This is a genomic window from Streptomyces sp. NPDC007945, assembly GCF_042958885.1.
GTDB lineage: Bacteria > Actinomycetota > Actinomycetes > Streptomycetales > Streptomycetaceae > Streptomyces.
On sequence record NZ_JBIBJV010000006.1, the window covers coordinates 205,163 to 224,956 of the forward strand.

Sequence of the window (19,794 nt, forward strand, 5' to 3'; positions counted from 1 at the left end):
CCTGCGGCCGACAGCCTATACGTACCCCTTGGCGATGTTTGGGTCGATTCAGGAGTCCGCTCGCGGGTGAGTGGGGACGGCGCCCGGGAGGGCCACCGGCACCGGGCCTCCATGATCCACCGAGATCCCGAGGCACCGGACCGGTTCCCCCGGAGGCCTTCGCGCGACGGCCCCGACGTGCCGTTGTCGCGCCTCCCGGCGGCCGCGTCGGTCCACTCCGGCGACAGTTGTCCACAGGGGTGGTACGGCCGAGGGGCGGAGCGTACGGTGCCAGTCATGAAGATCCTCATCAGCGCCGACATGGAGGGCGCCACCGGCGTCACCTGGCCGGCCGACGTGCTGCCCGGCACGCCCCAGTGGGAGCGCTGCCGCTCCCTGTTCACCTCGGACGTGAACGCGGCGGCGCTCGGCTTCTTCGACGGCGGCGCCGACGAGGTGCTGGTGAACGAGGCGCACTGGACGATGCGGAACCTCCTCCTGGAACGGCTCGACGAACGCGTCCAGATGCTCACCGGCCGGCACAAGGCGCTGTCGATGGTGGAGGGCGTGCAGCACGGCGACGTCGACGGCATCGCGTTCGTCGGCTACCACACGGGCGCCGGCGCCGAAGGAGTCCTCGCCCACACCTATCTCGCCAACTCGATCACCGGCGTCTGGCTCAACGGCCTCCGCGCGAGCGAGGGGGTGCTCAACGCGCACGTGGTCGCCGAGTACGGCGTGCCCGTCGTCCTCGTCACGGGCGACGACCTGACCTGTGAGGACGCCATCGATTACGCCCCCGAGGCGCTGAAGGTCGCCGTCAAGGACCACGTCTCGCGGTACGCGGCCGTGTGCCGGACGCCGGCCCGCACCGCCGCCGACATCCGGGCCGCCGCCCGCGAGGCCGCCGCCCTGGCGGTCCGTCACGAGCCCGTGCACGCCGGGCCGCACACGGTCCAGGTGGAGTTCGACGCCGAGCACCTGGGCGCCGCCGCCACGGTGGTTCCCGGCGTGGCGCGCAGCGGTGAGCGGCGCGTCGCCTACACGAGCGCGACCATGTACGAGGCGATCCGCACGTTCAAGGCGGTCACCACGATCGTCTCGGCCGCCGTGGAGGAGCAGTATGGCTAGCAGCACGTCCTTCTCAGGCACGTCCCCCTCAGGCACCTCCCCCGGGGGCATCTCGTCCCCGGGCACCTCGTCCCCGCCGGGGCCCGACGCGCGGGCGCTCGACGAGGTCGTCGCCTTCACCTCGGCCCTCATCCGCGTCGACACCACCAACCGCGGCGGCGGCGACTGCCGCGAGCGCCCCGCCGCCGAGTACGTCGCCGAACGGCTCGCCGACGCGGGGATCGAACCCACCCTCCTGGAGCGCACCCCGGGCCGGACCAACGTGGTCGCCCGCATCCCCGGGACCGACCCCACCGCGCCCGCGCTCCTCGTCCACGGCCACCTCGACGTCGTGCCCGCCGACCCGGCCGAGTGGACCGTCCACCCCTTCTCCGGCGAGGTCCGCGACGACGTCGTCTGGGGGCGCGGCGCCGTCGACATGAAGAACATGGACGCGATGGTCCTCGCCGTGGCCCGCTCCTGGGCCCGCCAGGGGATCCGGCCGCGCCGCGACATCGTCCTCGCCTACACCGCCGACGAGGAGGACAGCGCCGAGGACGGCTCCGGCTTCCTCGCCGACCGGCACGCCGCGCTCTTCGAGGGCTGCACCGAGGGCATCAGCGAGTCCGGCGCCTTCAGCTTCCACCCGCACCCCGGCATGACGCTCTACCCCATCGGGGCGGGGGAGCGGGGCACCGCCTGGCTCAGGCTCACCGCCCACGGCCGGGCCGGCCACGGCTCCAAGGTCAACGAGGCGAACGCGGTCACCCGCCTCGCCGCCGCCGTCGCCCGCATCGGCGCCCACACGTGGCCGGTCCGGCTCACCGCCACCGTCCGCGCCGCCCTCGCCGAACTGGCCGCGTTGCACGGCATCGAGGCCGACACCGGGGACCCGGAGCTCGACGTGCCGCTCCTGCTCGACAAGCTGGGACCGGCCGCCGCCCTCGTCGAGGCCACCGTCCGCAACAGCGCCAACCCGACGATGCTCCAGGCCGGGTACAAGTGCAACGTCATCCCGGGCACGGCCGTCGCCCACGTCGACGGGCGGATGCTGCCCGGCACCGAGGACGAGTTCGCGGCCACCATGGACCTGCTCACCGGGCCGGACGTCGAGTGGGAGTTCCACCACCGCGAGGTGCCCCTCGAAGCCCCCGTCGACTCCCCCACCTTCGCCAAGCTGCGGGCCGCCGTCGAGCGCTTCGACCCGGACGGGCACGCCCTGCCCTTCACCATGTCCGGCGGCACCGACGCCAAGCAGTTCTCTCGGCTCGGCATCACCGGCTACGGCTTCTCGCCGCTGAAGCTGCCCCCCGGCCTGGACTACGGCGCGCTCTTCCACGGCGTCGACGAACGCGTCCCCGTCGAGGCCCTGCACTTCGGCGTACGGGTGCTCGACCACTACCTGAAGACCGCTTAGCGCTCACCGGTGCCTGAAGAACGTGTAGTGCTCACCTGAGGACCGCGCACCACTCCGCAGACCGCGCGGACACCGACGTCCGCGTGCGACCGAACCGGAACCCCGGGGGGATTCGAGGATGCAGAACACGGCCGCCTACGGCAGCTGGCCGTCGCCCGTCACCGCCGCGCTCGCGGCGGCCGACGACGGACGGCCCGATCACCTGGCCGCCGTCGGCGACGAGGTGTGGTGGACCGCACCCCGGCCCGCCGAAGGCGGCCGCCGGACCCTCGTCCGGCGGCGTGCCGACGGCACCGAGGAGACCGTGCTCCCGGCGCCGTGGAACGTCCGCAACCGCGTCCTCGAATACGGCGGCCGCCCCTGGGCCGCCGCCGAACGGCCCGCCGACGGGCCCCTCGTGGTCTTCGGGCACTTCCCCGACCAGCGGCTGTACGCCTACGAGCCCGACGCCCGGCCCGGCGCGGAGCCCCGGCCGCTCACCCCCGTCTCCGGGCTCGGCGGCGGATTGCGCTGGAGCGACCCGGTGCTCATGCCCGGGCGCGGCGAGGTCTGGTGCGTCCTGGAGGAGTTCACCGGCCCCGCGCCCACCGACGTCCGTCGGGTCCTCGCCGCCGTCCCGCTCGACGGCTCGGCCGCCGACGACCGGGCCGCCGTCCGCGAACTCTCCGACGGACGCCACCACTTCGTCACCGGACCCCGCATCTCGCCCGACGGACGGCGGGCCGTCTGGCTCGGCTGGGACCACCCCCGGATGCCGTGGGACGGCACCGAGGCCGTGCTCGCCGAGATCACCCCCGACGGCACCCTCGCGGACGCCAGGACCGTCGCAGGCGGACCGGAGGAGTCGGTGCCCCAGGCCGACTGGGACGCGGCGGGCCGGCTGCTCTTCGCCGGCGACCGCAGCGGCTGGTGGAACCTCTACCGCGCCGAGGTCGCGGCCGACGGCACCCTCGGCCCGGTCACCGCCCTCTGCCCCCGCGAGGAGGAGTTCGCCGGGCCCCTCTGGCAGACCGGGCTCACCTGGTTCAAGGCCCTGGAGACCGGGCCCGTCGCCGTCCTCCACGGCCGGGGCGACGCCGTCCTCGGCATACTCGACCCCGAGACCGGCACCCTCGCCGACGCCCCCGGCCCCTGGACCGTCTGGGGCGCCACCCTCGCCGTCCACGGCACCCGCGTCCTCGGCGTCGCCGCCGCGGCCCACCGCCGCCACGAGGTGGTCGAACTCGACACCCGCACCGGCCGCACCCGGGTCATCGGCTCCCCGCACACCGACCGGGTCGACCCCGCCCACTACCCCGAGCCCGTCGTCCGCACCTTCACCGGACCCGGCGGCCGCGACATCCACGCGCACGTCCACCCGCCGCGCCACCCCACCACCACCGGGCCCGCCGGCGAGCTCCCGCCCTACGTCATCCGCGCCCACGGCGGCCCCACCGGGCGTTCCGCCCTCGTCCTCGACCTGGAGACCGCCTACTTCACCTCCCGGGGCATCGGCGTCGTCGACGTCAACTACGGCGGCTCCACCGGCTACGGCCGCGCCTACCGCGAGCGGCTCGCCGGCGCGTGGGGCGTCGTCGACGTCGAGGACTGCGCCGCCGTCGCCACCGCCCTCGCCGCCGAGGGCACCGCCGACCCCGCCCGGCTCGCGATCCGCGGCGGCAGCGCCGGAGGCTGGACCAGCGCCGCCTCCCTCGTCCGCACCGACGTCTACGCCTGCGGCACGATCATCTACCCCGTCCTGGACCTGTCGGGCTGGCTCGACGAGACCCACGACTTCGAGTCCCGCTACCTCGACGGCCTCATCGGCCGCTTCGACGAGGTGCCGGAGCGGTACGCGGAGCGCTCCCCCATCGAACACGTCGACCGGATCACCGCCCCCTTCCTGCTCCTCCAGGGGCTCGACGACGTCATCTGCCCACCCGCCCAGGCCGAGCGGTTCCTCGCCCGCGCCGCCGGCCGGGGCGTCCCGCACGCCTACCTCGCCTTCCCCGGCGAGGGCCACGGCTTCCGGCACGCCGACACCATGGTCCGCGCCCTGGAGGCCGAACTCGCCCTCTACGCCCAGGTCTTCGGCTTCGACCGGCCCGACGTCCCGACCCTGGAGCTGCGCCCATGACGGCCCCCGGACCCCACGCCCCCGTCCCCGGATCCCCCGCCGCCCGGCCCGCCGCCCCGGTCGACGTCCCCGCGCTCGCCCGGCCCGGCCGGCTGCGCCCCGGGGACCGGATCGCCGTCGTCGCCCCCAGCGGCCCCGTCCCCGAGGAGCGGCTCCGCGCGGGCCTCGACCTGCTGCGCGGCTGGGACCTCGAACCGGTCGTCGCCCCGCACGTCCTCGACGCCCACGCGGCCCTGGGCCACCTGGCGGGCACCGACGAGACCCGGGCCCGTGACCTCACGGAGGCGTACACCGACCCCTCCGTCGCCGCCGTCGTCTGCGCGCGCGGCGGCTACGGCGCCCAGCGCATGGTCGACCTGGTGGACTGGCGGGCGATCCGTGCGGCGGGCCCGAAGCCCTTCATCGGCTACAGCGACGTCACCGCCCTCCACGAGGCCTTCGCCGTCCGCGCCGGGTTCGCCACCCTGCACGGCCCGATGATCGCGACGGCCGCCTTCCTCGGCGAGCCGCGCACCCGGGAGTCCCTGCGGGCCACCCTCTTCGCGCCCGAGACGGTACGCGTCCCGGCGACGGGGACCCCGCTGGTGCCCGGCCGGGCCGCCGGCGTCACCCTCGGCGGCTGCGCCAGCCTGCTCGCCGCCGACCTCGGCACCCCGCACGCCCGGCCCTCCGCCCGCGGCGGGCTGCTCCTCCTGGAGGACGTGGGGGAGGAGCCGTACCGCCTCGACCGGATCCTCACCCAACTGCTCCGCTCCGGCTGGCTCGACGGCGTCGCGGGGATCGCCCTCGGCTCCTGGGAGGAGTGCGGCCCGTACGAGGAGGTCCGCGCGCTCCTCGCCGACCGGCTCGGCGGCCTGGGCGTACCGGTCGTGGAGGGGCTGGGCTTCGGCCACGACCCCGCCGCGCCGACCGTGCCGCTCGGCGTCCCGGCCGTCCTCGACGCCGACGCGGGCACGCTCGCCCTCGACGTACCCGCCCTGGCCTGAGCACCGCCCCGGCACCGGCCCCGGCGCCCCGCCCCGGGCGGAGGGCGGGGCGCCCGAGGAACCGGGGCGACGGTGTCCGCTACTCCGCCGCCAGCCTCCGCCGGTGCTCGGTCGCCTTGCTCTGGCTGGTCTCCAGGTGGCGCAGCGCCAGCTCCTCGACGCGCTCGACGTCCCGCGCCTCGATCGCGTGGAACAGCTCCTCGTGCTCGTCGGCCACGACGGCGAAGTCGTCGTGCTGGCCGAGCAGCCACCGCATCCGGCTGCGCAGGGTGCCCTCCAACTCGTCGAGGAGGGCGTTGTCGGCGAGTTCGGTGACCGTCTCGTGGAAGTCCGCGGCGGCGCTCCGCGCCTCCGCGCCGTCGCCGCGGGCGGCCGCCGCCCGCTCGGCGTCGAGGACGGCGCGGAGCTTCGCGAGGCCCGCACGGGTGCGGCGCTGGGCGGCGAGCCGGAAGGCGAGGATCTCCAGGGCGGAGCGCACCTCGACGAGGTCGGCGATGTCGGAGGCGGTGAACTCGCGGACCACCGCCCAGGTGCGCGGCCGGGGCGTGACCAGTCCCTCGTTGACCAGGTCCCGCAGGGCGTCGCGGACCGGCAGCCGGCTCACGTCCAGCTCGGCCGCGATCTCCCGCTCCACCAGTCGGCTGCCGGGGGCCCGGGTCCCGTCGATGATCTGGTCGCGCAGGGTGCGCGTGATCCGCTCCGACTCGGGCCTGAACTCCTCAGCAGCTGTCATGGCCGCCATTCTTCCACCGGGGAGGGCGGCGACCGCCGCCCTCCCCTTCGCGCGGCCGGTCCGTCAGAGCGCCGCGTAGCCGGGGCGCACGAGCTCCTCGATCAGGCGCTCGCGCTCGGGCAGCGGCAGGAACGCGGCCTCCAGCGCGGCCACCGTGAACTCCTCGAAGACCTCGGGACCGTACCCGAAGGCGTCCGCCATGTGCTGGAACTCCTCGCTCATGGTGGTGCCGGAGACCAGCCGGTTGTCGGTGTTCAGGGTGATCCTGAAGCCGAGGCGGCGCAGCTCGTCGATCGGGTGCGAGCCGTAGTCCTTGGCCGCGCCGGTCTGGAGGTTGGAGGTCGGGCAGACCTCCAGGGCGATCCGGTTGTCGCGGACGTAGGCGGCGAGCCGGCCGAGCGTGCCGTCCTCCGCTATGTCGTCGGTGATCCGCACGCCGTGGCCGATCCGCTCGGTGCCGCAGACCTGCACGGCCTCGTGGATCGACTCCGCGCCGACGGCCTCGCCGGCGTGGATGGTGAAGTGGCAGTTCTCCCGCTTCAGGTGCTGGAAGGCGGCCAGGTGGCGGGCCGGCGGGTTGCCGATCTCGCCGCCGGCGATGTCGAACCCGGCGACGCCGTTGTCGCGGTGGGCGACGGTCAGCTCGGCGATCTCCAGCGAGCGGTCGGTGTGCCGCATGCCGGTGAGCAGGGCGCGGACGGTGATCCGGCCGCCGGTCCTGCGCTCGCCCTCGCGGAAGCCGTCGTTGACGGCCTCGACGACCTCGTCGAGGGTGAGGCCGCCCTCCAGGTGCTGCTCGGGGGCGTACCGCACCTCGGCGTAGACGACCCCGTCCGCCGCCAGGTCCTCGGCGCACTCGGCGGCGATCCTGACCAGCGCCTCGCGGGTCTGCATGACCGCGCAGGTGTGGGCGAAGGTCTCCAGGTAGCGCTCCAGCGAGCCGGAGTCGGCGGCGTCCCGGAACCAGACCGCGAGCTCGGCCGGGTCCTCGGTCGGCAGCGCGGTGTAGCCGCACTCGCGGGCCAGCTCGACGATGGTGGCCGGGCGGAGCCCGCCGTCGAGGTGGTCGTGGAGGACGGCCTTCGGGGCGCGGCGGATCCAGTCGGAGACGGCGGGCCGGACAGGCGTGGCAGGGTTGTCAGACAAGTGCATGGCCGGGAAGTGTACGTCATGACGCGCCCGGCGGGGAGGCGGATGCCGGGGGAGGTGTTCCGCACGGCGTCGGGGCGAGCCTGTACGGCTCCGGTGGCGGGCCTCTACGGCTCCGGGGGTGAACCCGTACGGTCCCGGGCGGGACCTGCGGCTCCGCGGGGGAACCGGTACGGCTCCGGGCCGGGGGGTCAGTGGGACTGGAGGACCGGAAGGGCGGGCGAGCCGGTGGGGAGCATGTGCTTGGCGGCCAGGACGGGGGTGTCCCCCACCCGCACGACCTGGGTGACCAGGACGGCGGGGGTGTCGGCGGGGCGGCCCAGCTGCTCGCCGCGGCGCCGCCCGAGCAGGGTGGCGGTGATCCCGCTGTGGGCGTGCAGGGCGACCTCGCGGGACGCGCCGAGCAGGACCGAGAGCATCGACACCGCCGGGCCCGCCGCCGGTGCGGCCCCGCACTCCCGCAGGGCGGCGGCGAAGGCCGGGTGGACGCGGTCCAGGACCTCGTCGTCGGCCGCCCACTCGTGGCAGAGGGCCGCGGGCCCGGCCTCGCCGGCGAGCACCGACTCCCAGAACCGCAGCTCGGCCCGGGCCGGGGCCAGCAGGTGCTGGGTGGTGAAGTCGGTGGGCTCCTCCATCGTGCGCAGCAGGGCCCGCACGCGCGGCCCCGTGCCGCCGCCGATCAGCTCCTCCAGGGGCTGGACCTGCTCGAACCCCCGGCGCGGCGGCCGGGCGTTGACCGTCCGGCCCACGCCCCGGCGCACGGTCAGCAGCCCGTCCTCCTGGAGCAGCAGCAGGGCCTCGCGCAGCGCCGGCCGGCTCACCCCCAGCTCGGCGGCGAGCCTCGGCTCGGAGGGAAGGGTGGAGCCGGGCGGATAGGTGCCGTCGTGGACGGCGTCCGCGATCCGCTCGTAGAGCGCCACCACAGGTCGCCGCCGGTGCCCGCTGGCCGTCAAGGCCCCTCCTCGTGCCGTCTCGTCCCGCGCCCGGTCCCCACCACCGTAACGGTCCTCGTTGTCTGACAAGTCACCCGGACGGCCTCGTCCACCGCCCCCTCGACGTGCCGGTCCCCCCATTCTGGTCCCACCGGTACGCCCGGGACGGACGACGGAGGAGGCGGCGGGCATGAGTCCCAAGGACACGGCGGGCACGCGAAGGGGTGACAGGGTCGGCGCCCTCACCCCGGGACGGATCGGGATGGCGGTCGTCGCGGTCCTCCTGCTCGTCTTCATCTTCGAGAACACCCGCGACGTCAAGATCCGGCTGCTCGTCCCCGAGGTGACGATGCCGCTCTACCTCGCCCTCCTCGCGACCGCGCTGCTGGGCGCCGCCTGCGGCTGGTACGCGGCCCGGAGGGGCCCGAGGAGGGGCCGGTGAAGCGCGGTGCCCTGATCGGGGCGGGCGCGGCGCTGGCCCTCGCCGCCGTGGCGGCCGGGGCGGCGGGGGACGCCGGCACCCGGCGGGCCGGGCGGGCGGCGGCCGGGGTGTGGCCGCCGATGCCGGACTTCCGAGGCGGCGGCCTGTGGCGGGTCTTCACCCGACTGGACCATCGCACCCGGCTCGACGTCCACGACGCGAGCGGCCGGGACCGCCGGGTGCTGTGGCCCGCGCGCTGGCGCGTCTGCACCCAGTACCCCTCCGCCGGCATGGGCCTCGACCGCCGCACGACGGTCGTCATCGGCGTCCTGCGCAAGGGCGAACCGTGCCCCGTCCGCGTGACGACGGCCCGCCGCTGAGCGAGCACGCGCCCGGAGCACGGGGGCGACGGGAGGGGTACGGCACCGGAGGAGTGCGCGGCGCTCAGGGGCGTGCGCCATCGGGCCGTTCGAATGACCGGTCCTGTACGGCGCCGGTCCCGTACGGCGGCCGGTCCCGTACGGCGGTCGGTCCCGTACGGCGGTCGGTCCCGTACGGCGGCCGGCCGACCGGGTGCGGTGGCCGGTCCCGTACCGCGGCCGGCCCCGTACAGCGGTCGGTCGGGTGCGGCGGCCCCTCGGGTGCCGCTCCGGGGGCCGGTCCGCGGGCCGCGTTAGCCTGGGCGCATGCCCGACGAACTCGACCGGTTCCTCACGGCCGGGCCCCGCGTGGGCCTGCGGCCGTTCACGCTCGACGACGCCGAGGAGTTCACCGCGCGGGCCGAGGAGAGCGTCGAGCTGCACCGGCCGTGGCTGTTCCCGCCCCGGACGGCCGAGCACTACGCCGCCTACGCGGGCGCGCTGATCGAGGAGCCGACCCGGGCCGGCTTCCTCGTCTGCGAGCACGGCGAGGCGGGCCGCATCGCCGGTTTCCTCACCGTCAACAACATCGTCCGCGGCGCCTTCCGCAGCGGCGCCCTCGGCTACGGCGCCTTCGCGCACGCCGCCGGGCGCGGCCTGATGGGGGAGGCCCTCGGCCTCCTCCTGTCCCACGCCTTCGGCCCGATGGGGCTGCACCGCCTGGAGGCCAACATCCAGCCGGGCAACGCCCCTTCGCGCGCCCTGGTCCGCCGGGCCGGCTTCCGCCTGGAGGGCTTCTCGCCCGCGATGCTGTTCATCGACGGAGCCTGGCGGGACCACGAGCGCTGGGCGATCACCGACCCTTGCGGTTGATCTTCATCGTGTCGAGGTCGGTCACCGTCGACTTCAGCCCCGTGTGGCCGTGGCCGAGCGCGGCCAGCGCGGCCTCCACCCGCTCCTCGGCGAGCGCCCCGGCCATCTCGTCGCCGTCCTCGGCGTCCGAGGTGACGACCAGCCGGTACGAGAAGTGCTTCAACGCCCGGTCGTAGGTGAGCGAGCCCTCCTCGGTGAACCGCATCGAGGCCAGACCGTGCTCCTCCACACCGGCGAGCAGCCGCTCCCGGCCCTCCGGCGTCAGCCCGTCGAAGGTGCCCCGCACGATGACCCGGTAGGTGTGTGGCGTGCCCATCTCTCGTACTCCCGTGGCGCTCCCGGTCGTCCGCCCCGGCGGCGGACGACCCTCCACCCTAGGCAGTGGCCGGGGCCGGGCGCGCGCGGATAAACGGCGGGTCCGCCCGGCTCAGGAGACGCGGCAGAGGATCTCGCCGTGCGGCACCATGAAGGAGGCGTCCTCCCGGGTGCCCCACTCGCGCCAGGCCGCCGCGATCTCCGCCAGCTCGGCCCGGGTGGCGTGGCCGCCGTCGACCGCCAGGTCCGCGTAGGACGAGGCGGTGGTGCGGTCCGCCCACAGCCCGCTCCACCAGGCCCGCTCCTCGGGGGTGGCGAAGGTCCAGGCGGTCGTCGTCACGGTGACGTCGGTGAAACCCGCGCTCCGGGCCCAGGCGAACAGCCGCCGCCCGGCGTCCGGTTCGCCGCCGTTGGCGCGCGCCACCCGGTGGTAGAGCTCCAGCCAGCGGTCCAGCACCGGCTGTTCGGGATACCAGGCGAAGGCGCCGTAGTCGCTGTCGCGGGCCGCGACGACCCCGCCGGGCCGGCAGACGCGGCGCATCTCCCGCAGCGCGCCCACCGGATCCCCGACGTGCTGGAGCACCTGGTGGGCGTGGACGACGTCGAAGGAGTCGTCGGGGAAGTCCAGGGCCTGTACGTCCGCCACCGCGAACTCCACGCCCTCCAGGCCTCGTTCGTCGGCGGTGGCGCGCGCCTTGGCGAGGACCTCCTCGGAGGTGTCCACGGCGGTCACCCGCCCCGGGGCGACCAGCGCGGCCAGGTCGGCGGTGATCGTGCCGGGACCACAGCCGACGTCCAGCAGGTCGAGCCCGGGGCGCAGTTCGCCCAGCAGGTAGGCGGCCGAGTTGGCGGCCGTGCGCCAGGTGTGGGAACGGAGGACCGACTCGTGGTGGCCATGGGTGTAGACGACGGGCTGCTGCGTCATGGAACCGACTCCCTCGGTGTGGGTGGTGGGTCCACCGTACGGCGGATCGCCGCATGGTGAGACTGCTGTCTCGTCATGCGGACGAGTCGATCGCGGGAGCGATACCGAACCTTCTTCGGCGGAAGGGGAGTTCGGAGTGGTGGGCGCCGGACCGTGACGAGAAGCGGAAGGATTGAAGTTGGTTTCTAGAAGCGACTTCTATATCGTTCCCCGCGGGGGGACGCGCAACGGGGGCGCGTACCGCGCGGGGCGGCCCGGGACCGTGGGGGAATCCGGGCCGCCGCCGCGCCCTTTCCGGCCGTCCGCGTGACAGCCTCGTGAACAGACCCCCGCCACCCCGGCCCCGGCGCCCCGCCCGCGCCTACGATCGGCCCGCCGCCGTCCGGCGGACCGACCCGCGACCGTGCCGAGGAGTCCCGTGCCGCACCCGTCCCCACCCGCCCGCCGAACGCTCCTGAAGGCCCTCGCCGCCACCCCGGCCGCCGCCCTCGCCCTCGGCGCCTCCGCCACCCCCTCCTCCGCGGCACCGGCCCCCGCCTCCGCCGCCGCGTCCGGGGCCTCCGCCCCCCTCGCGCCCGGCATCGTCAAGGCGCTGCCCGAGGCGTACTTCACCGTGCGCGGCACCAACGCGGAGGCCCGCTTCGACGCCTTCGGGGACACCGGGTTCCTCACCCCCGCCGACCGCTTCTTCGTCCGCAACCACACCTCCACCCCCGTCCTCGACGCCGCCGACTGGCGCCTCACCCTCTGGGGCGACGGACTCCACGGCCGCGCCCCCGTCCACTTCACCTACGGACAGCTCCGCGACCTGCCCTCCGTCACCCGGACGGCCCTCGTCGAATGCGCCGGCAACGCCCGCAGCCTCTACGCCACCCAGCAGGGGCAGCCCGTCTCCGGCACCGCCTGGACGCTCGGCGCCGTCGGGGCCGCCCGCTGGCGCGGCGTCCGCCTCGCCGAGGTGCTGCGCCGCGCCGGCCTCGCCCACGACGCCGTCGACCTGCTGCCGCGCGGCCTGGACGACCCGTACGTCTCCGGCGGCACCGACCACGGCCGGGTCCGCCGCCCGCTGCCGGTCGCCAAGGCGCTGGACGACGTGATCCTCGCGTACGAGATGAACGGCGAGCCCCTCCCGTACGACCACGGGCACCCCGTCCGGCTCATCGTGCCGCACTGGGTCGGCATCGCCTCCATCAAGTGGCTCGGCGACATCGAGGTCGCCACCCGCCCTCTCGCCAGCCCCTGGTCCACCGACTGGTACCGCCTCTTCGGGGAGCCCCACCCGGCCGGCGGCAGCGCCCCCCTCACCCGCCAGACCCTCAAGTCCGGCTTCCAGCTGCCCTTCGGCGCCACCCTGGAGGCGGGCAGGGTCCACCGGCTCACCGGCCGCGCCTGGTCCGCCCACGCGCCCGTCCGCGCCGTCGACGTCTCCACCGACGGCGGCGGCACCTGGCGCCCCGCCCGCCTCCACGACGGCCCCCGGCGCGGCGCCTGGGTCCGCTGGTCGCTGCCGTGGCGGCCCACGACCACCGGGCCCGCCACCCTCCTCTCCCGCACCACCGACGCCGCGGGGAACGTCCAGCCCGCCACCGCCGTGCACAACACCCAGGGCTACCTCTTCGACGCCGTCGTCCGTCACCCGATCACCGTCGCCTGAACGGGCGGGTCCGGGCGAACCTCCGTATAAAGGGCACGGGGACGCCGTGCCCGGCGCCCCGCGCGCTCAGGAGGTACGGGACATGCGGGAGACGGCTCCGGAAGGCCGCGGCCCGGTGCGCTACGGACCCCCCGTGCCCGAGAGCGGCCGGCCCGTTCCCCCGGGGCTCGCCGCCCTCCTCGCGGCCGCCGCCGGCCGGACCGACCCCGAACCGCCCGGCGGCGGGGCCGTCCTGCGTGAGGCGGCCGCCGGCTACTGGTGGCGCCGCGGCCTGCGCGGCCACGCCGAGGACACCCTCGCCGCGCCCGGCGCGCCCGCCCTCCTCCTCGCCCTCCTCGCCGCGCACGGCGGCGACGTGCTGCTGCCCCGGCCCTGCCCCGCCTGGTGGACCCCGCAGATCCGGCTCCTCGGCCGGCCCGCGTACCACGTGCCCACCACCGCCGAGGCCGGCGGCGTCCCCGACCCGTACGCCCTCCTGGAGACCGTCCGCCGGGTCCGCGCCGAGGGCGGCGACCCCCGGGTGCTGCTGCTCTCCGTCGCCGACGACCCGACCGCCACCGTCCCCCCGCCCGAACTCGTCCGCGAGAGCTGCGAGGCCGCCGTCGCCGAGGGCCTCCACGTCATCAGCGACGAGACCTGGCGCGACACCCTCCACCACCCCCGCGACACCGTCCTGGTCAGCCCCGCCGAGATGTGCCCCGACGACGTCACCGTCCTCGCCGACCTCGCCGGCGGCGGCCTCGTCCCCGCCTCCTGGCCCTGCGCCGTCGCCCGCTTCCCGCCCGCGGGACCCGCCCGCGCCGACCGGTACGGGGACCTCCGTGCCCGCGCGCTCGACGTCCTCACCGCCCTCGGCTCCGTGCTCCCCGCGCCCGTCGCACCCGCCGCCGCCCACGCCCTCGACGAACCCGAGGACGTCCTCGTGCCGGCCCTGCGCGCCGCCGCCGTCCACGGAGGGCTCGCCGCCGCCGCCCACCGCGCGGTCCTCGCCGCCGGCGCCCTCGCCCGGCCCCCGAGGGCCGGCCGCCACCTCTACGCCGACCTCGGGCCGCTCCGCGCCGGACTCGCCGCCAGGGGCGTCACCGACTCCCTGGAACTGGAGCAGTACCTCACCGACCGGCTCGGTACCCCCGTCCCCGGCGGCCACCGCTTCGGCGACGAACTCGGCGCCCTGCGCGTCCGCCTCGACACCGGCCCGCTGCTCGGCGCCACCCCGCCCGAACGCGCCGAGACCCTCGCCTCCCGCACACCCGAACGACTGCCCCAGACGGTACGGGCACTGGCCGCCCTCACCGCCGTCCTCGACGACCTGGCCCAGCCCACCGCGCAGAACGGAGCCCGCAGATGACCGAACGGACGGCCCGCCCCGCCCCGGCCACCCAGGCCCCGCACCGAGCCGCGCCCGCCCAGGCCCCGCACCGAGCCGCGCCCGCCGGGACCCCGCACCCGCCCGCGCCGACGGAGGCGCCGCACCCGCCCGCGCCGACGGAGGCGCCGCACCCGCCCGCGTCCACCGACCCCCCGCCCCCGCCCGCGTCCGCCGACCCCCGGCCCCCCGCCCCGCCCGCCGCGGCATCGCGACCGGCCGGGTCCGGACCCCTCGCCACCTCCGTGCTCCAGCCGCTCGGGCGGTTGCGGACGGACTGGCCCCGCAGTTTCGCCGACCGGCTGACCGCCCCGCTGCCCGGCGTGCGGGCGCTCGCGCGGCTCGCCCGCGAAGGGGCCGTACGACCCCGCCCCGAGGGACTGCGGGACGCTCCGCTGCTGCCCTTCGCCCCCGGGCCGCTGCCGCCCGCCGGCCCGACCACGGTCGCCGTCACCTGGGCCGGGCACGCCAGTTGGGTCGTCCGGATCGGCGGTCTCACCGTCCTCACCGACCCCGTCTGGTCCCGCCGGATCCTCGGCACCCCCGCCCGGCTCACCCCGGTCGGCGTCCGCTGGGAGGACCTGCCGCCGGTCGACGCCGTCGTCATCAGCCACAACCACTTCGACCACCTCGACGCCCCCACCCTCCGGCGCCTCCCGCGCGCCACCCCGGTCCTCGTCCCCGCCGGCCTCGGCCGCTGGTTCGTCCGCCGCGGCTTCACCCGGGTCACCGAGCTCGACTGGTGGGAGGCGGCCGAACTCGGCGGCGTCCGCTTCGACTTCGTGCCCGCCCACCACTGGTCCAAGCGCACCCTCCTGGACACCTGCCGCTCCCTGTGGGGCGGCTGGGTGCTCACCGACGCCGCCGGGCACCGCGTCCACTTCGCCGGGGACACCGGATACGGCCACTGGTTCGCCGAGATCGGCCGCCGCCACCCCGGCATCGACCTCGCTCTCCTCCCCATCGGCGCCTACGCCCCGCGCTGGTGGCTCCGCGACGTCCACACCGACCCCGAGGAGGCCGTCCGCGCCCTGCACGACCTGGGCGCCCGCCGGATGGCCCCCATGCACTGGGCCACCTTCGTGCTCTCCGCCGAGCCCGTCCTGGAACCCCTCACCCGGGTCCGCGCCGCCTGGGCGCAGGCCGGGCTGGCCGCCGAGGACCTGTGGACCCTCCCGGTCGGCGGCTCACGCGTCCTCGTGCCGTAGCCCGCCCGGCCGGCCGTCGTCCCCCCGCCGGTCACCGCCCCGCAGCCGCCGCCACACCGCCGGAGCCGCGCCGATCAGCACGGTCAGGCCGACCGCGGCGACCACGCCCTGCCAGGGCTCGGGGAAGAGGGAACCGCCGAGGATGCCGATGAGCTGGTACGTCGCCGCCCACGCCAGACAGGCCGCCGCGTCGCCACGGGCGAAGCGGCGCAGCGGCATCCGGGCCAGGAGGCAGGCCAGCATGACCGGGACACGGCCCCCCGGGACCAGTCGGGACAGCACCAGGACCGACACCTGGTGGGTGTCGAGCCGCTCCCGCGCCCGCGCGAGCCGGTCCGCCGTCACCCGGGCGCGCAGGGCGTCCAGCCGGCGCGAACCGTTCCGCGACCGCACCCCGCGCCGCCCCAGCCCGTAGAGGGCCAGATCGCCGAGGAAGGCGGCGGTCGAGGCCAGCAGGAAGACGACGAGCAACGAGAACGGCGACGCCTGGTGGAAGGCGACCACCGCCGCCGAGCTGACGATCGCGCCCGTCGGCACCACCGGCACCAGCGCGCCCAGCGCCACCAGGAGGAACAGCGACGGATAGCCGACGGCCTGCTGCGTCGACTCCGGCGGCAGCTCGCGGACCGCCGCCAGCAGACCACCCGTCACCGGGCGACCTCCGGCCGCACCCGCTCGCCGTGCGCGAGCCGGTGCACCGCCACCTTCGGCGCGAGGCGCGCCGCCTGGCGCGCGAACTCGTCACCGGGCGCGTGGAACTCGTGCGGCCGCACCCCGTCCAGGCCGATCGGCCAGTACGTGCCGTAGTGCACCGGCACCGCCGCCGCCGGGGACAGCGCGGCCAGCGCCTCCGCCGCCCGCCCGGCGTCCAGATGCCCCTGCCCGAGGTACGGGCCCCAGCCCCCGACCGGCAGCAGCGCCACGTCGACCGGGCCGACCTCCTCCGCCATCGCGTCGAACAGTCCGGTGTCCCCGGCGAAGTACGTCCGCGCCTCGCCCTCGACGACGTACCCGAGGGCCGGGGAGCGGTGCGGGCCGAACGGCAGCCGCCGCCCGTCGTGCCGCGCCGGCACCGCGCGCACGGTCACGCCCTCCACCGTCACCTCGTCGCCCGGCGCGACCTCCGTGAGCCGCAGCCCGGCCCCGGCGAGCCGCCGCAGGCCGGGCACGGCCTCCGGCGCGCCGCGCGGCACGAGGAGCCGGGTGCCGGGGGCCAGGCGGGCCAGCGACGGCAGGTGCAGGTGGTCGGAGTGCAGGTGCGACACGAGCACGGCCTCCGCGACCGTCGCCTCCGGCGGCGGCGGAGCGCCCCGGCGTCGCCGCAGGTGCGCGAGCCGCCGGGCGAACAGCGGATCGGTGAGGAACCGGACCCCGGAGTCCTCGACCGTGCAGGTCGCGTGCCCCCACCAGGTGACCTCCACCGGCATGCCGCCCTTCCGTCGCCCGCGCGCTCTCCTCCCCGAGGGTAGAGGCCCGCCGACCCTCCCGGCGGCCGCCCTGGGGCAGTAGGGTCTGCCCATGAACGACGTCCGGGTCGCGGCGATCGCCAGCCTGACCCCGCTCGAAGAACTCGATTCCGACCCCTTCCTCGTCGACACGCGCGGCCAGCACGCGGTGTGCGCCCGCTGGGCCGTGGAACGGGGATACGTCCTCGCGCGCGAGCTCCACTGCTACGGCGTCCGCCCCGACCACGAGGAACTCTGGGCCGACGTCGAGTCCGGCGAGGTCGACGTCTTCGTCGCGGCGAACGAGCGGGTCCTCGCGCGGGCCCTGACCTCGGTGCCGGCCTTCCGCGCGGAGTGCGCGCGGCGGGGCGTGCGGATCGAGACGGCGGACGGGCCCTCGCCCCGGTACGACTCCGCGGCGAAGGCGGCCGTGCACCGCCGCCTCTCCATGCCCACCGCCGGCTACGACGGCAGCTGACCTCCCGCTCCCGCCGGTCCGGATGCCCCGCGCCCGGGCCGGTGTTCCCGCGCCCGCACGGCCCGACAGGTGCGCGGGGGCCCCGGACCGGGGAGGTATGTCAGGGTGGGGGGACGTTTGGGCGGAAGGTCGGGTGGCGTGGGGTACGGGCGATGGCGCGGGGCGGGGCGGGCCGCCGTCAGGCTGGTCAGCGTGTGGGCGGTGTCGACCGCGACCCTGCTCGTGCTCGCCGGCCTCCTGCCCGACTTCCAGCTCCAGTCGCCGGACGGCGACACCTTCACCCGTACGGCCCTCACCGCCGCCTGGGCGGCCGGCGCCTTCGGCCTGCTGACCGCGCTGGTCTGGCCGTTCGTCGTCCGCGCCCTGCTCCTCGTGCCCGCCCTGGTGCTCGGGCTGCTCGTGTTCTTCCTGAACGGATCGCTGCTGCTCGTCGCGCTGTGGCTGATCCCGGACGGTCGGGGCGCGGCGGACCCGGAGACCGCCGTCGTCGTCGCGGCCGTGATGTCCGCCGTGGCGTCCGCGACGTCGACCGCCCTCGCGGTCCGCGACGACGAGGCGTACCGCCGCCGGCTCTACCGGCTGACGGGCCGGACCCGTCCCCGGGACCCCGGGTCCGGCCCCGAACCCGCGGCCGGCACGGTCTTCCTCCAGCTCGACGGCGTCGGCCACGAGGTGCTGCGGCGGGCCGTCGACGACGGGCTGATGCCGACGGTCGCGGGATGGCTGGAGGCCGGGTACCGGCTCACCCCGTGGCGGACGGACTGGTCGAGCCAGACGGGCGCCAGCCAGCTCGGCATCCTGCACGGCAGCAACGAGGACGTGCCGGCCTTCCGGTGGTACGAGAAGGACACCGGGCGGCTCATGGTGTCGAACCGGCCGGCGAGCGCGGTGGAGCTGCAGCGGCGGGCGGTGCGCCGCACCGGCGACGGCGGGCTGCTCAGCCTGGACGGCGCCTCCCGGGGCAACCTCTTCAGCGGCGGTGCCGACCAGGTGGCCCTGGTCCTGACGGTCGCCGCGCGCCGGGGCCGCCGCAACCGCTCGCGCGCCGGCTACTTCGCGTACTTCTCCGATCCGGCCAACGCGGTCCGCACCGCCGGCTCCCTCGTCGACGAGGTGGTCCGCGAGGTGGCCCAGTCGACCCGGGCCCGGCTGCGCCGCGAGACGCCCCGGATCCGGCGGGGCGGCACGTACCCCTTGGTGCGCGCCTTCGCGACCGTCGTCGAGCGGGACGTGGTGGTCGCGGCGGTGCTGGGCGACATGCTCGCGGGCCGCACGGCCGTCTACGCGGACCTCGTCGCCTACGACGAGGTGGCGCACCACTCGGGGCCGAGCGGCCGCGACACCGACCAGGTGCTGCGCCGCCTCGACCGCGCCGTCGGGCTGATCGCCCGGGTCGCCGAGCACGCCCCGCGGCCGTACCGGATCGTGCTCCTCTCGGACCACGGGCAGAGCCCGGGGGAGACCTTCGAGGGCGCGTACGGGCTGACGCTGAAGGACCTGGTGCGGGCGGGCTGCGGGCTGCCGGTGTCGCGCCGGGCCGGCCGGACCCGCAGCGGCGCGGAGGCCCGGGACGCCGCCCGGGACGCGCTGCGCAGCGCCCTGCACCGGCCGGTGGAGACGGGCGAGGAGGCGGAGCGGGAGCTGCCCGCCCGGCCGTCCGAGCCGCTCGTCCTCGCCTCGGGCAATCTGGGCCTGGTCTCCTTCCCGGACGTGCCGCACCGGATGACGCGGGAGGAGATCGACCGGCGCCATCCGGGGCTGCTGCGGACCCTGGCGCAGCATCCCGGGATCGGGTTCCTGCTGGTGGCGAGCGCCGCGCACGGCGCGGTGGTGCTGGCGGCGGACGGGGTGGAGGTCCCGGTGGCCGAGCTGGCCGACGGCGAGGGGCCGCTGGCGGTGTTCGGGCGGGGCGCGGCCGACGCGGTGCGCCGCACCGACGGCTTCCCCCACGTCGCCGACATCATGGTGAACTCGATGTACGACCCGGTCACCGGCACCGTGCACGCCTTCGAGGAGCAGATCGGCTCGCACGGCGGTCTGGGCGGCGCGCAGTCGCACCCCTTCCTGCTCTCGCCGCCGGAGCTGTCGCCGCCGGTGGCCGAGGGGGAGGAGCTGGTGGGCGCCGAGCGGGTGCACCGGGTGCTGCGGCGCTGGCTGCGCGAGGACGAGGGGCCGCAGGTGCCGCTCGGTCCGCCGGCGTCCGCCCCGGCGTCCGCTCCGGAGATTTCCCCGTCCGGGAAGAGGACGGAATCAGTTCTTCCGGTGGAGCGGCCGGTTCCGCCGGACAAAAACCGCTGATTTGGACGGATGTTCGCCGTACCCGACCAT

The 19,794-nt window shown here is 76.3% G+C and carries 19 protein-coding genes; 12 read left to right on the forward strand and 7 right to left on the reverse strand.

Going from position 1 to position 19,794, the window contains the following annotated elements:
• The first annotated feature begins 276 nt into the window (after positions 1-276).
• From ACFZCF_RS20590 to ACFZCF_RS20605, 4 genes are all read left to right on the forward strand, one after another.
• Positions 277-1,110: a M55 family metallopeptidase gene (locus ACFZCF_RS20590; RefSeq protein ID WP_388445468.1), complete on the forward strand. Its 834-nt coding sequence runs from the start codon at positions 277-279 to the stop codon at positions 1,108-1,110.
• Positions 1,103-2,506, forward strand: coding sequence for a M20/M25/M40 family metallo-hydrolase (locus ACFZCF_RS20595; protein ID WP_388445471.1), 1,404 nt, complete (start codon positions 1,103-1,105; stop codon positions 2,504-2,506). Before ACFZCF_RS20590 ends, ACFZCF_RS20595 begins: the two co-directional genes overlap by 8 nt.
• Positions 2,507-2,624: 118 nt before the next feature.
• Positions 2,625-4,622, forward strand: coding sequence for a S9 family peptidase (locus ACFZCF_RS20600; RefSeq protein ID WP_388445474.1), 1,998 nt, complete (start codon positions 2,625-2,627; stop codon positions 4,620-4,622).
• Entirely contained in the window at positions 4,619-5,608 is a 990-nt protein-coding gene (locus tag ACFZCF_RS20605) for an LD-carboxypeptidase (protein ID WP_391287842.1), read from the forward strand. Before ACFZCF_RS20600 ends, ACFZCF_RS20605 begins: the two co-directional genes overlap by 4 nt.
• 79 nt (positions 5,609-5,687) lie before the next feature.
• On the opposite strand, the gene ACFZCF_RS20610 is transcribed toward ACFZCF_RS20605, so the two are convergent.
• From ACFZCF_RS20610 to ACFZCF_RS20620, 3 genes are all read right to left on the reverse strand, one after another.
• A complete protein-coding gene (locus ACFZCF_RS20610) occupies positions 5,688-6,341 on the reverse strand; it encodes an FCD domain-containing protein (RefSeq protein WP_391287844.1) in 654 nt (217 codons plus the stop codon).
• 63 nt (positions 6,342-6,404) lie between these two features.
• The gene (locus ACFZCF_RS20615) at positions 6,405-7,493 is read right to left on the reverse strand and encodes an adenosine deaminase (protein WP_388445481.1); all 1,089 of its coding nucleotides are present in this window, start codon (positions 7,491-7,493) and stop codon (positions 6,405-6,407) included.
• A gap of 188 nt (positions 7,494-7,681) precedes the next feature.
• Positions 7,682-8,443: a GntR family transcriptional regulator gene (locus tag ACFZCF_RS20620; RefSeq protein ID WP_388445484.1), complete on the reverse strand. Its 762-nt coding sequence runs from the start codon at positions 8,441-8,443 to the stop codon at positions 7,682-7,684.
• Positions 8,444-8,612: 169 nt separating this feature from the next.
• Between ACFZCF_RS20620 and ACFZCF_RS20625 the strand changes: the two genes are divergently transcribed.
• The 3 genes from ACFZCF_RS20625 (at position 8,613) to ACFZCF_RS20635 (ending at position 10,075) form a co-directional block, all read left to right on the forward strand.
• Positions 8,613-8,864 (forward strand): lipopolysaccharide assembly protein LapA domain-containing protein, encoded by a 252-nt coding sequence (locus tag ACFZCF_RS20625; protein WP_388445487.1) that lies wholly within the window; start codon positions 8,613-8,615, stop codon positions 8,862-8,864.
• The gene (locus tag ACFZCF_RS20630) at positions 8,861-9,223 is read left to right on the forward strand and encodes a hypothetical protein (RefSeq protein ID WP_388445490.1); all 363 of its coding nucleotides are present in this window, start codon (positions 8,861-8,863) and stop codon (positions 9,221-9,223) included. The genes ACFZCF_RS20625 and ACFZCF_RS20630 overlap by 4 nt, the downstream gene beginning before the upstream one ends.
• A gap of 306 nt (positions 9,224-9,529) precedes the next feature.
• Positions 9,530-10,075 (forward strand): GNAT family N-acetyltransferase, encoded by a 546-nt coding sequence (locus ACFZCF_RS20635; RefSeq protein WP_388445494.1) that lies wholly within the window; start codon positions 9,530-9,532, stop codon positions 10,073-10,075.
• On the opposite strand, the gene ACFZCF_RS20640 is transcribed toward ACFZCF_RS20635, so the two are convergent.
• Together ACFZCF_RS20640 and ACFZCF_RS20645 are read right to left on the reverse strand one after the other, a co-directional pair.
• Entirely contained in the window at positions 10,056-10,391 is a 336-nt protein-coding gene (locus tag ACFZCF_RS20640) for a DUF6204 family protein (protein ID WP_388445497.1), read from the reverse strand. The genes ACFZCF_RS20635 and ACFZCF_RS20640 overlap by 20 nt on opposite strands.
• 111 nt (positions 10,392-10,502) lie before the next feature.
• Entirely contained in the window at positions 10,503-11,315 is an 813-nt protein-coding gene (locus tag ACFZCF_RS20645) for a methyltransferase domain-containing protein (RefSeq protein WP_391287849.1), read from the reverse strand.
• 418 nt (positions 11,316-11,733) lie between these two features.
• Between ACFZCF_RS20645 and ACFZCF_RS20650 the strand changes: the two genes are divergently transcribed.
• From ACFZCF_RS20650 to ACFZCF_RS20660, 3 genes are all read left to right on the forward strand, one after another.
• Positions 11,734-12,969 (forward strand): molybdopterin-dependent oxidoreductase, encoded by a 1,236-nt coding sequence (locus tag ACFZCF_RS20650; RefSeq protein WP_391287851.1) that lies wholly within the window; start codon positions 11,734-11,736, stop codon positions 12,967-12,969.
• 82 nt (positions 12,970-13,051) lie between these two features.
• Positions 13,052-14,317, forward strand: coding sequence for an aminotransferase class I/II-fold pyridoxal phosphate-dependent enzyme (locus ACFZCF_RS20655; protein WP_388445506.1), 1,266 nt, complete (start codon positions 13,052-13,054; stop codon positions 14,315-14,317).
• Positions 14,314-15,543 (forward strand): MBL fold metallo-hydrolase, encoded by a 1,230-nt coding sequence (locus tag ACFZCF_RS20660; RefSeq protein WP_391287853.1) that lies wholly within the window; start codon positions 14,314-14,316, stop codon positions 15,541-15,543. The genes ACFZCF_RS20655 and ACFZCF_RS20660 overlap by 4 nt, the downstream gene beginning before the upstream one ends.
• On the opposite strand, the gene ACFZCF_RS20665 is transcribed toward ACFZCF_RS20660, so the two are convergent.
• Entirely contained in the window at positions 15,523-16,194 is a 672-nt protein-coding gene (locus tag ACFZCF_RS20665) for a DedA family protein (protein WP_388445512.1), read from the reverse strand. The genes ACFZCF_RS20660 and ACFZCF_RS20665 overlap by 21 nt on opposite strands.
• Entirely contained in the window at positions 16,191-16,970 is a 780-nt protein-coding gene (locus ACFZCF_RS20670) for an MBL fold metallo-hydrolase (protein ID WP_388445515.1), read from the reverse strand. Before ACFZCF_RS20670 ends, ACFZCF_RS20665 begins: the two co-directional genes overlap by 4 nt.
• Positions 16,971-17,061: 91 nt before the next feature.
• Between ACFZCF_RS20670 and ACFZCF_RS20675 the strand changes: the two genes are divergently transcribed.
• Positions 17,062-17,466 (forward strand): hypothetical protein, encoded by a 405-nt coding sequence (locus tag ACFZCF_RS20675; protein WP_388445518.1) that lies wholly within the window; start codon positions 17,062-17,064, stop codon positions 17,464-17,466.
• Positions 17,467-17,604: 138 nt separating this feature from the next.
• Entirely contained in the window at positions 17,605-19,764 is a 2,160-nt protein-coding gene (locus ACFZCF_RS20680) for a phage holin family protein (RefSeq protein WP_391287857.1), read from the forward strand.
• Positions 19,765-19,794 lie beyond the last annotated feature (30 nt).

Coding starts and splice junctions, on each gene's coding strand:
- ACFZCF_RS20640 (WP_388445497.1), bottom strand. CDS start 10,391: ATGGGCACGCCACACACCTACCGGGTCATCGTGCGGGGCACCTTCGAC.
- ACFZCF_RS20600 (WP_388445474.1), top strand. CDS start 2,625: ATGCAGAACACGGCCGCCTACGGCAGCTGGCCGTCGCCCGTCACCGCC.
- ACFZCF_RS20610 (WP_391287844.1), bottom strand. CDS start 6,341: ATGACAGCTGCTGAGGAGTTCAGGCCCGAGTCGGAGCGGATCACGCGC.
- ACFZCF_RS20660 (WP_391287853.1), top strand. CDS start 14,314: ATGACCGAACGGACGGCCCGCCCCGCCCCGGCCACCCAGGCCCCGCAC.
- ACFZCF_RS20605 (WP_391287842.1), top strand. CDS start 4,619: ATGACGGCCCCCGGACCCCACGCCCCCGTCCCCGGATCCCCCGCCGCC.
- ACFZCF_RS20590 (WP_388445468.1), top strand. CDS start 277: ATGAAGATCCTCATCAGCGCCGACATGGAGGGCGCCACCGGCGTCACC.
- ACFZCF_RS20675 (WP_388445518.1), top strand. CDS start 17,062: ATGAACGACGTCCGGGTCGCGGCGATCGCCAGCCTGACCCCGCTCGAA.
- ACFZCF_RS20615 (WP_388445481.1), bottom strand. CDS start 7,493: ATGCACTTGTCTGACAACCCTGCCACGCCTGTCCGGCCCGCCGTCTCC.
- ACFZCF_RS20625 (WP_388445487.1), top strand. CDS start 8,613: ATGAGTCCCAAGGACACGGCGGGCACGCGAAGGGGTGACAGGGTCGGC.
- ACFZCF_RS20635 (WP_388445494.1), top strand. CDS start 9,530: ATGCCCGACGAACTCGACCGGTTCCTCACGGCCGGGCCCCGCGTGGGC.
- ACFZCF_RS20595 (WP_388445471.1), top strand. CDS start 1,103: ATGGCTAGCAGCACGTCCTTCTCAGGCACGTCCCCCTCAGGCACCTCC.
- ACFZCF_RS20655 (WP_388445506.1), top strand. CDS start 13,052: ATGCGGGAGACGGCTCCGGAAGGCCGCGGCCCGGTGCGCTACGGACCC.
- ACFZCF_RS20670 (WP_388445515.1), bottom strand. CDS start 16,970: ATGCCGGTGGAGGTCACCTGGTGGGGGCACGCGACCTGCACGGTCGAG.
- ACFZCF_RS20645 (WP_391287849.1), bottom strand. CDS start 11,315: ATGACGCAGCAGCCCGTCGTCTACACCCATGGCCACCACGAGTCGGTC.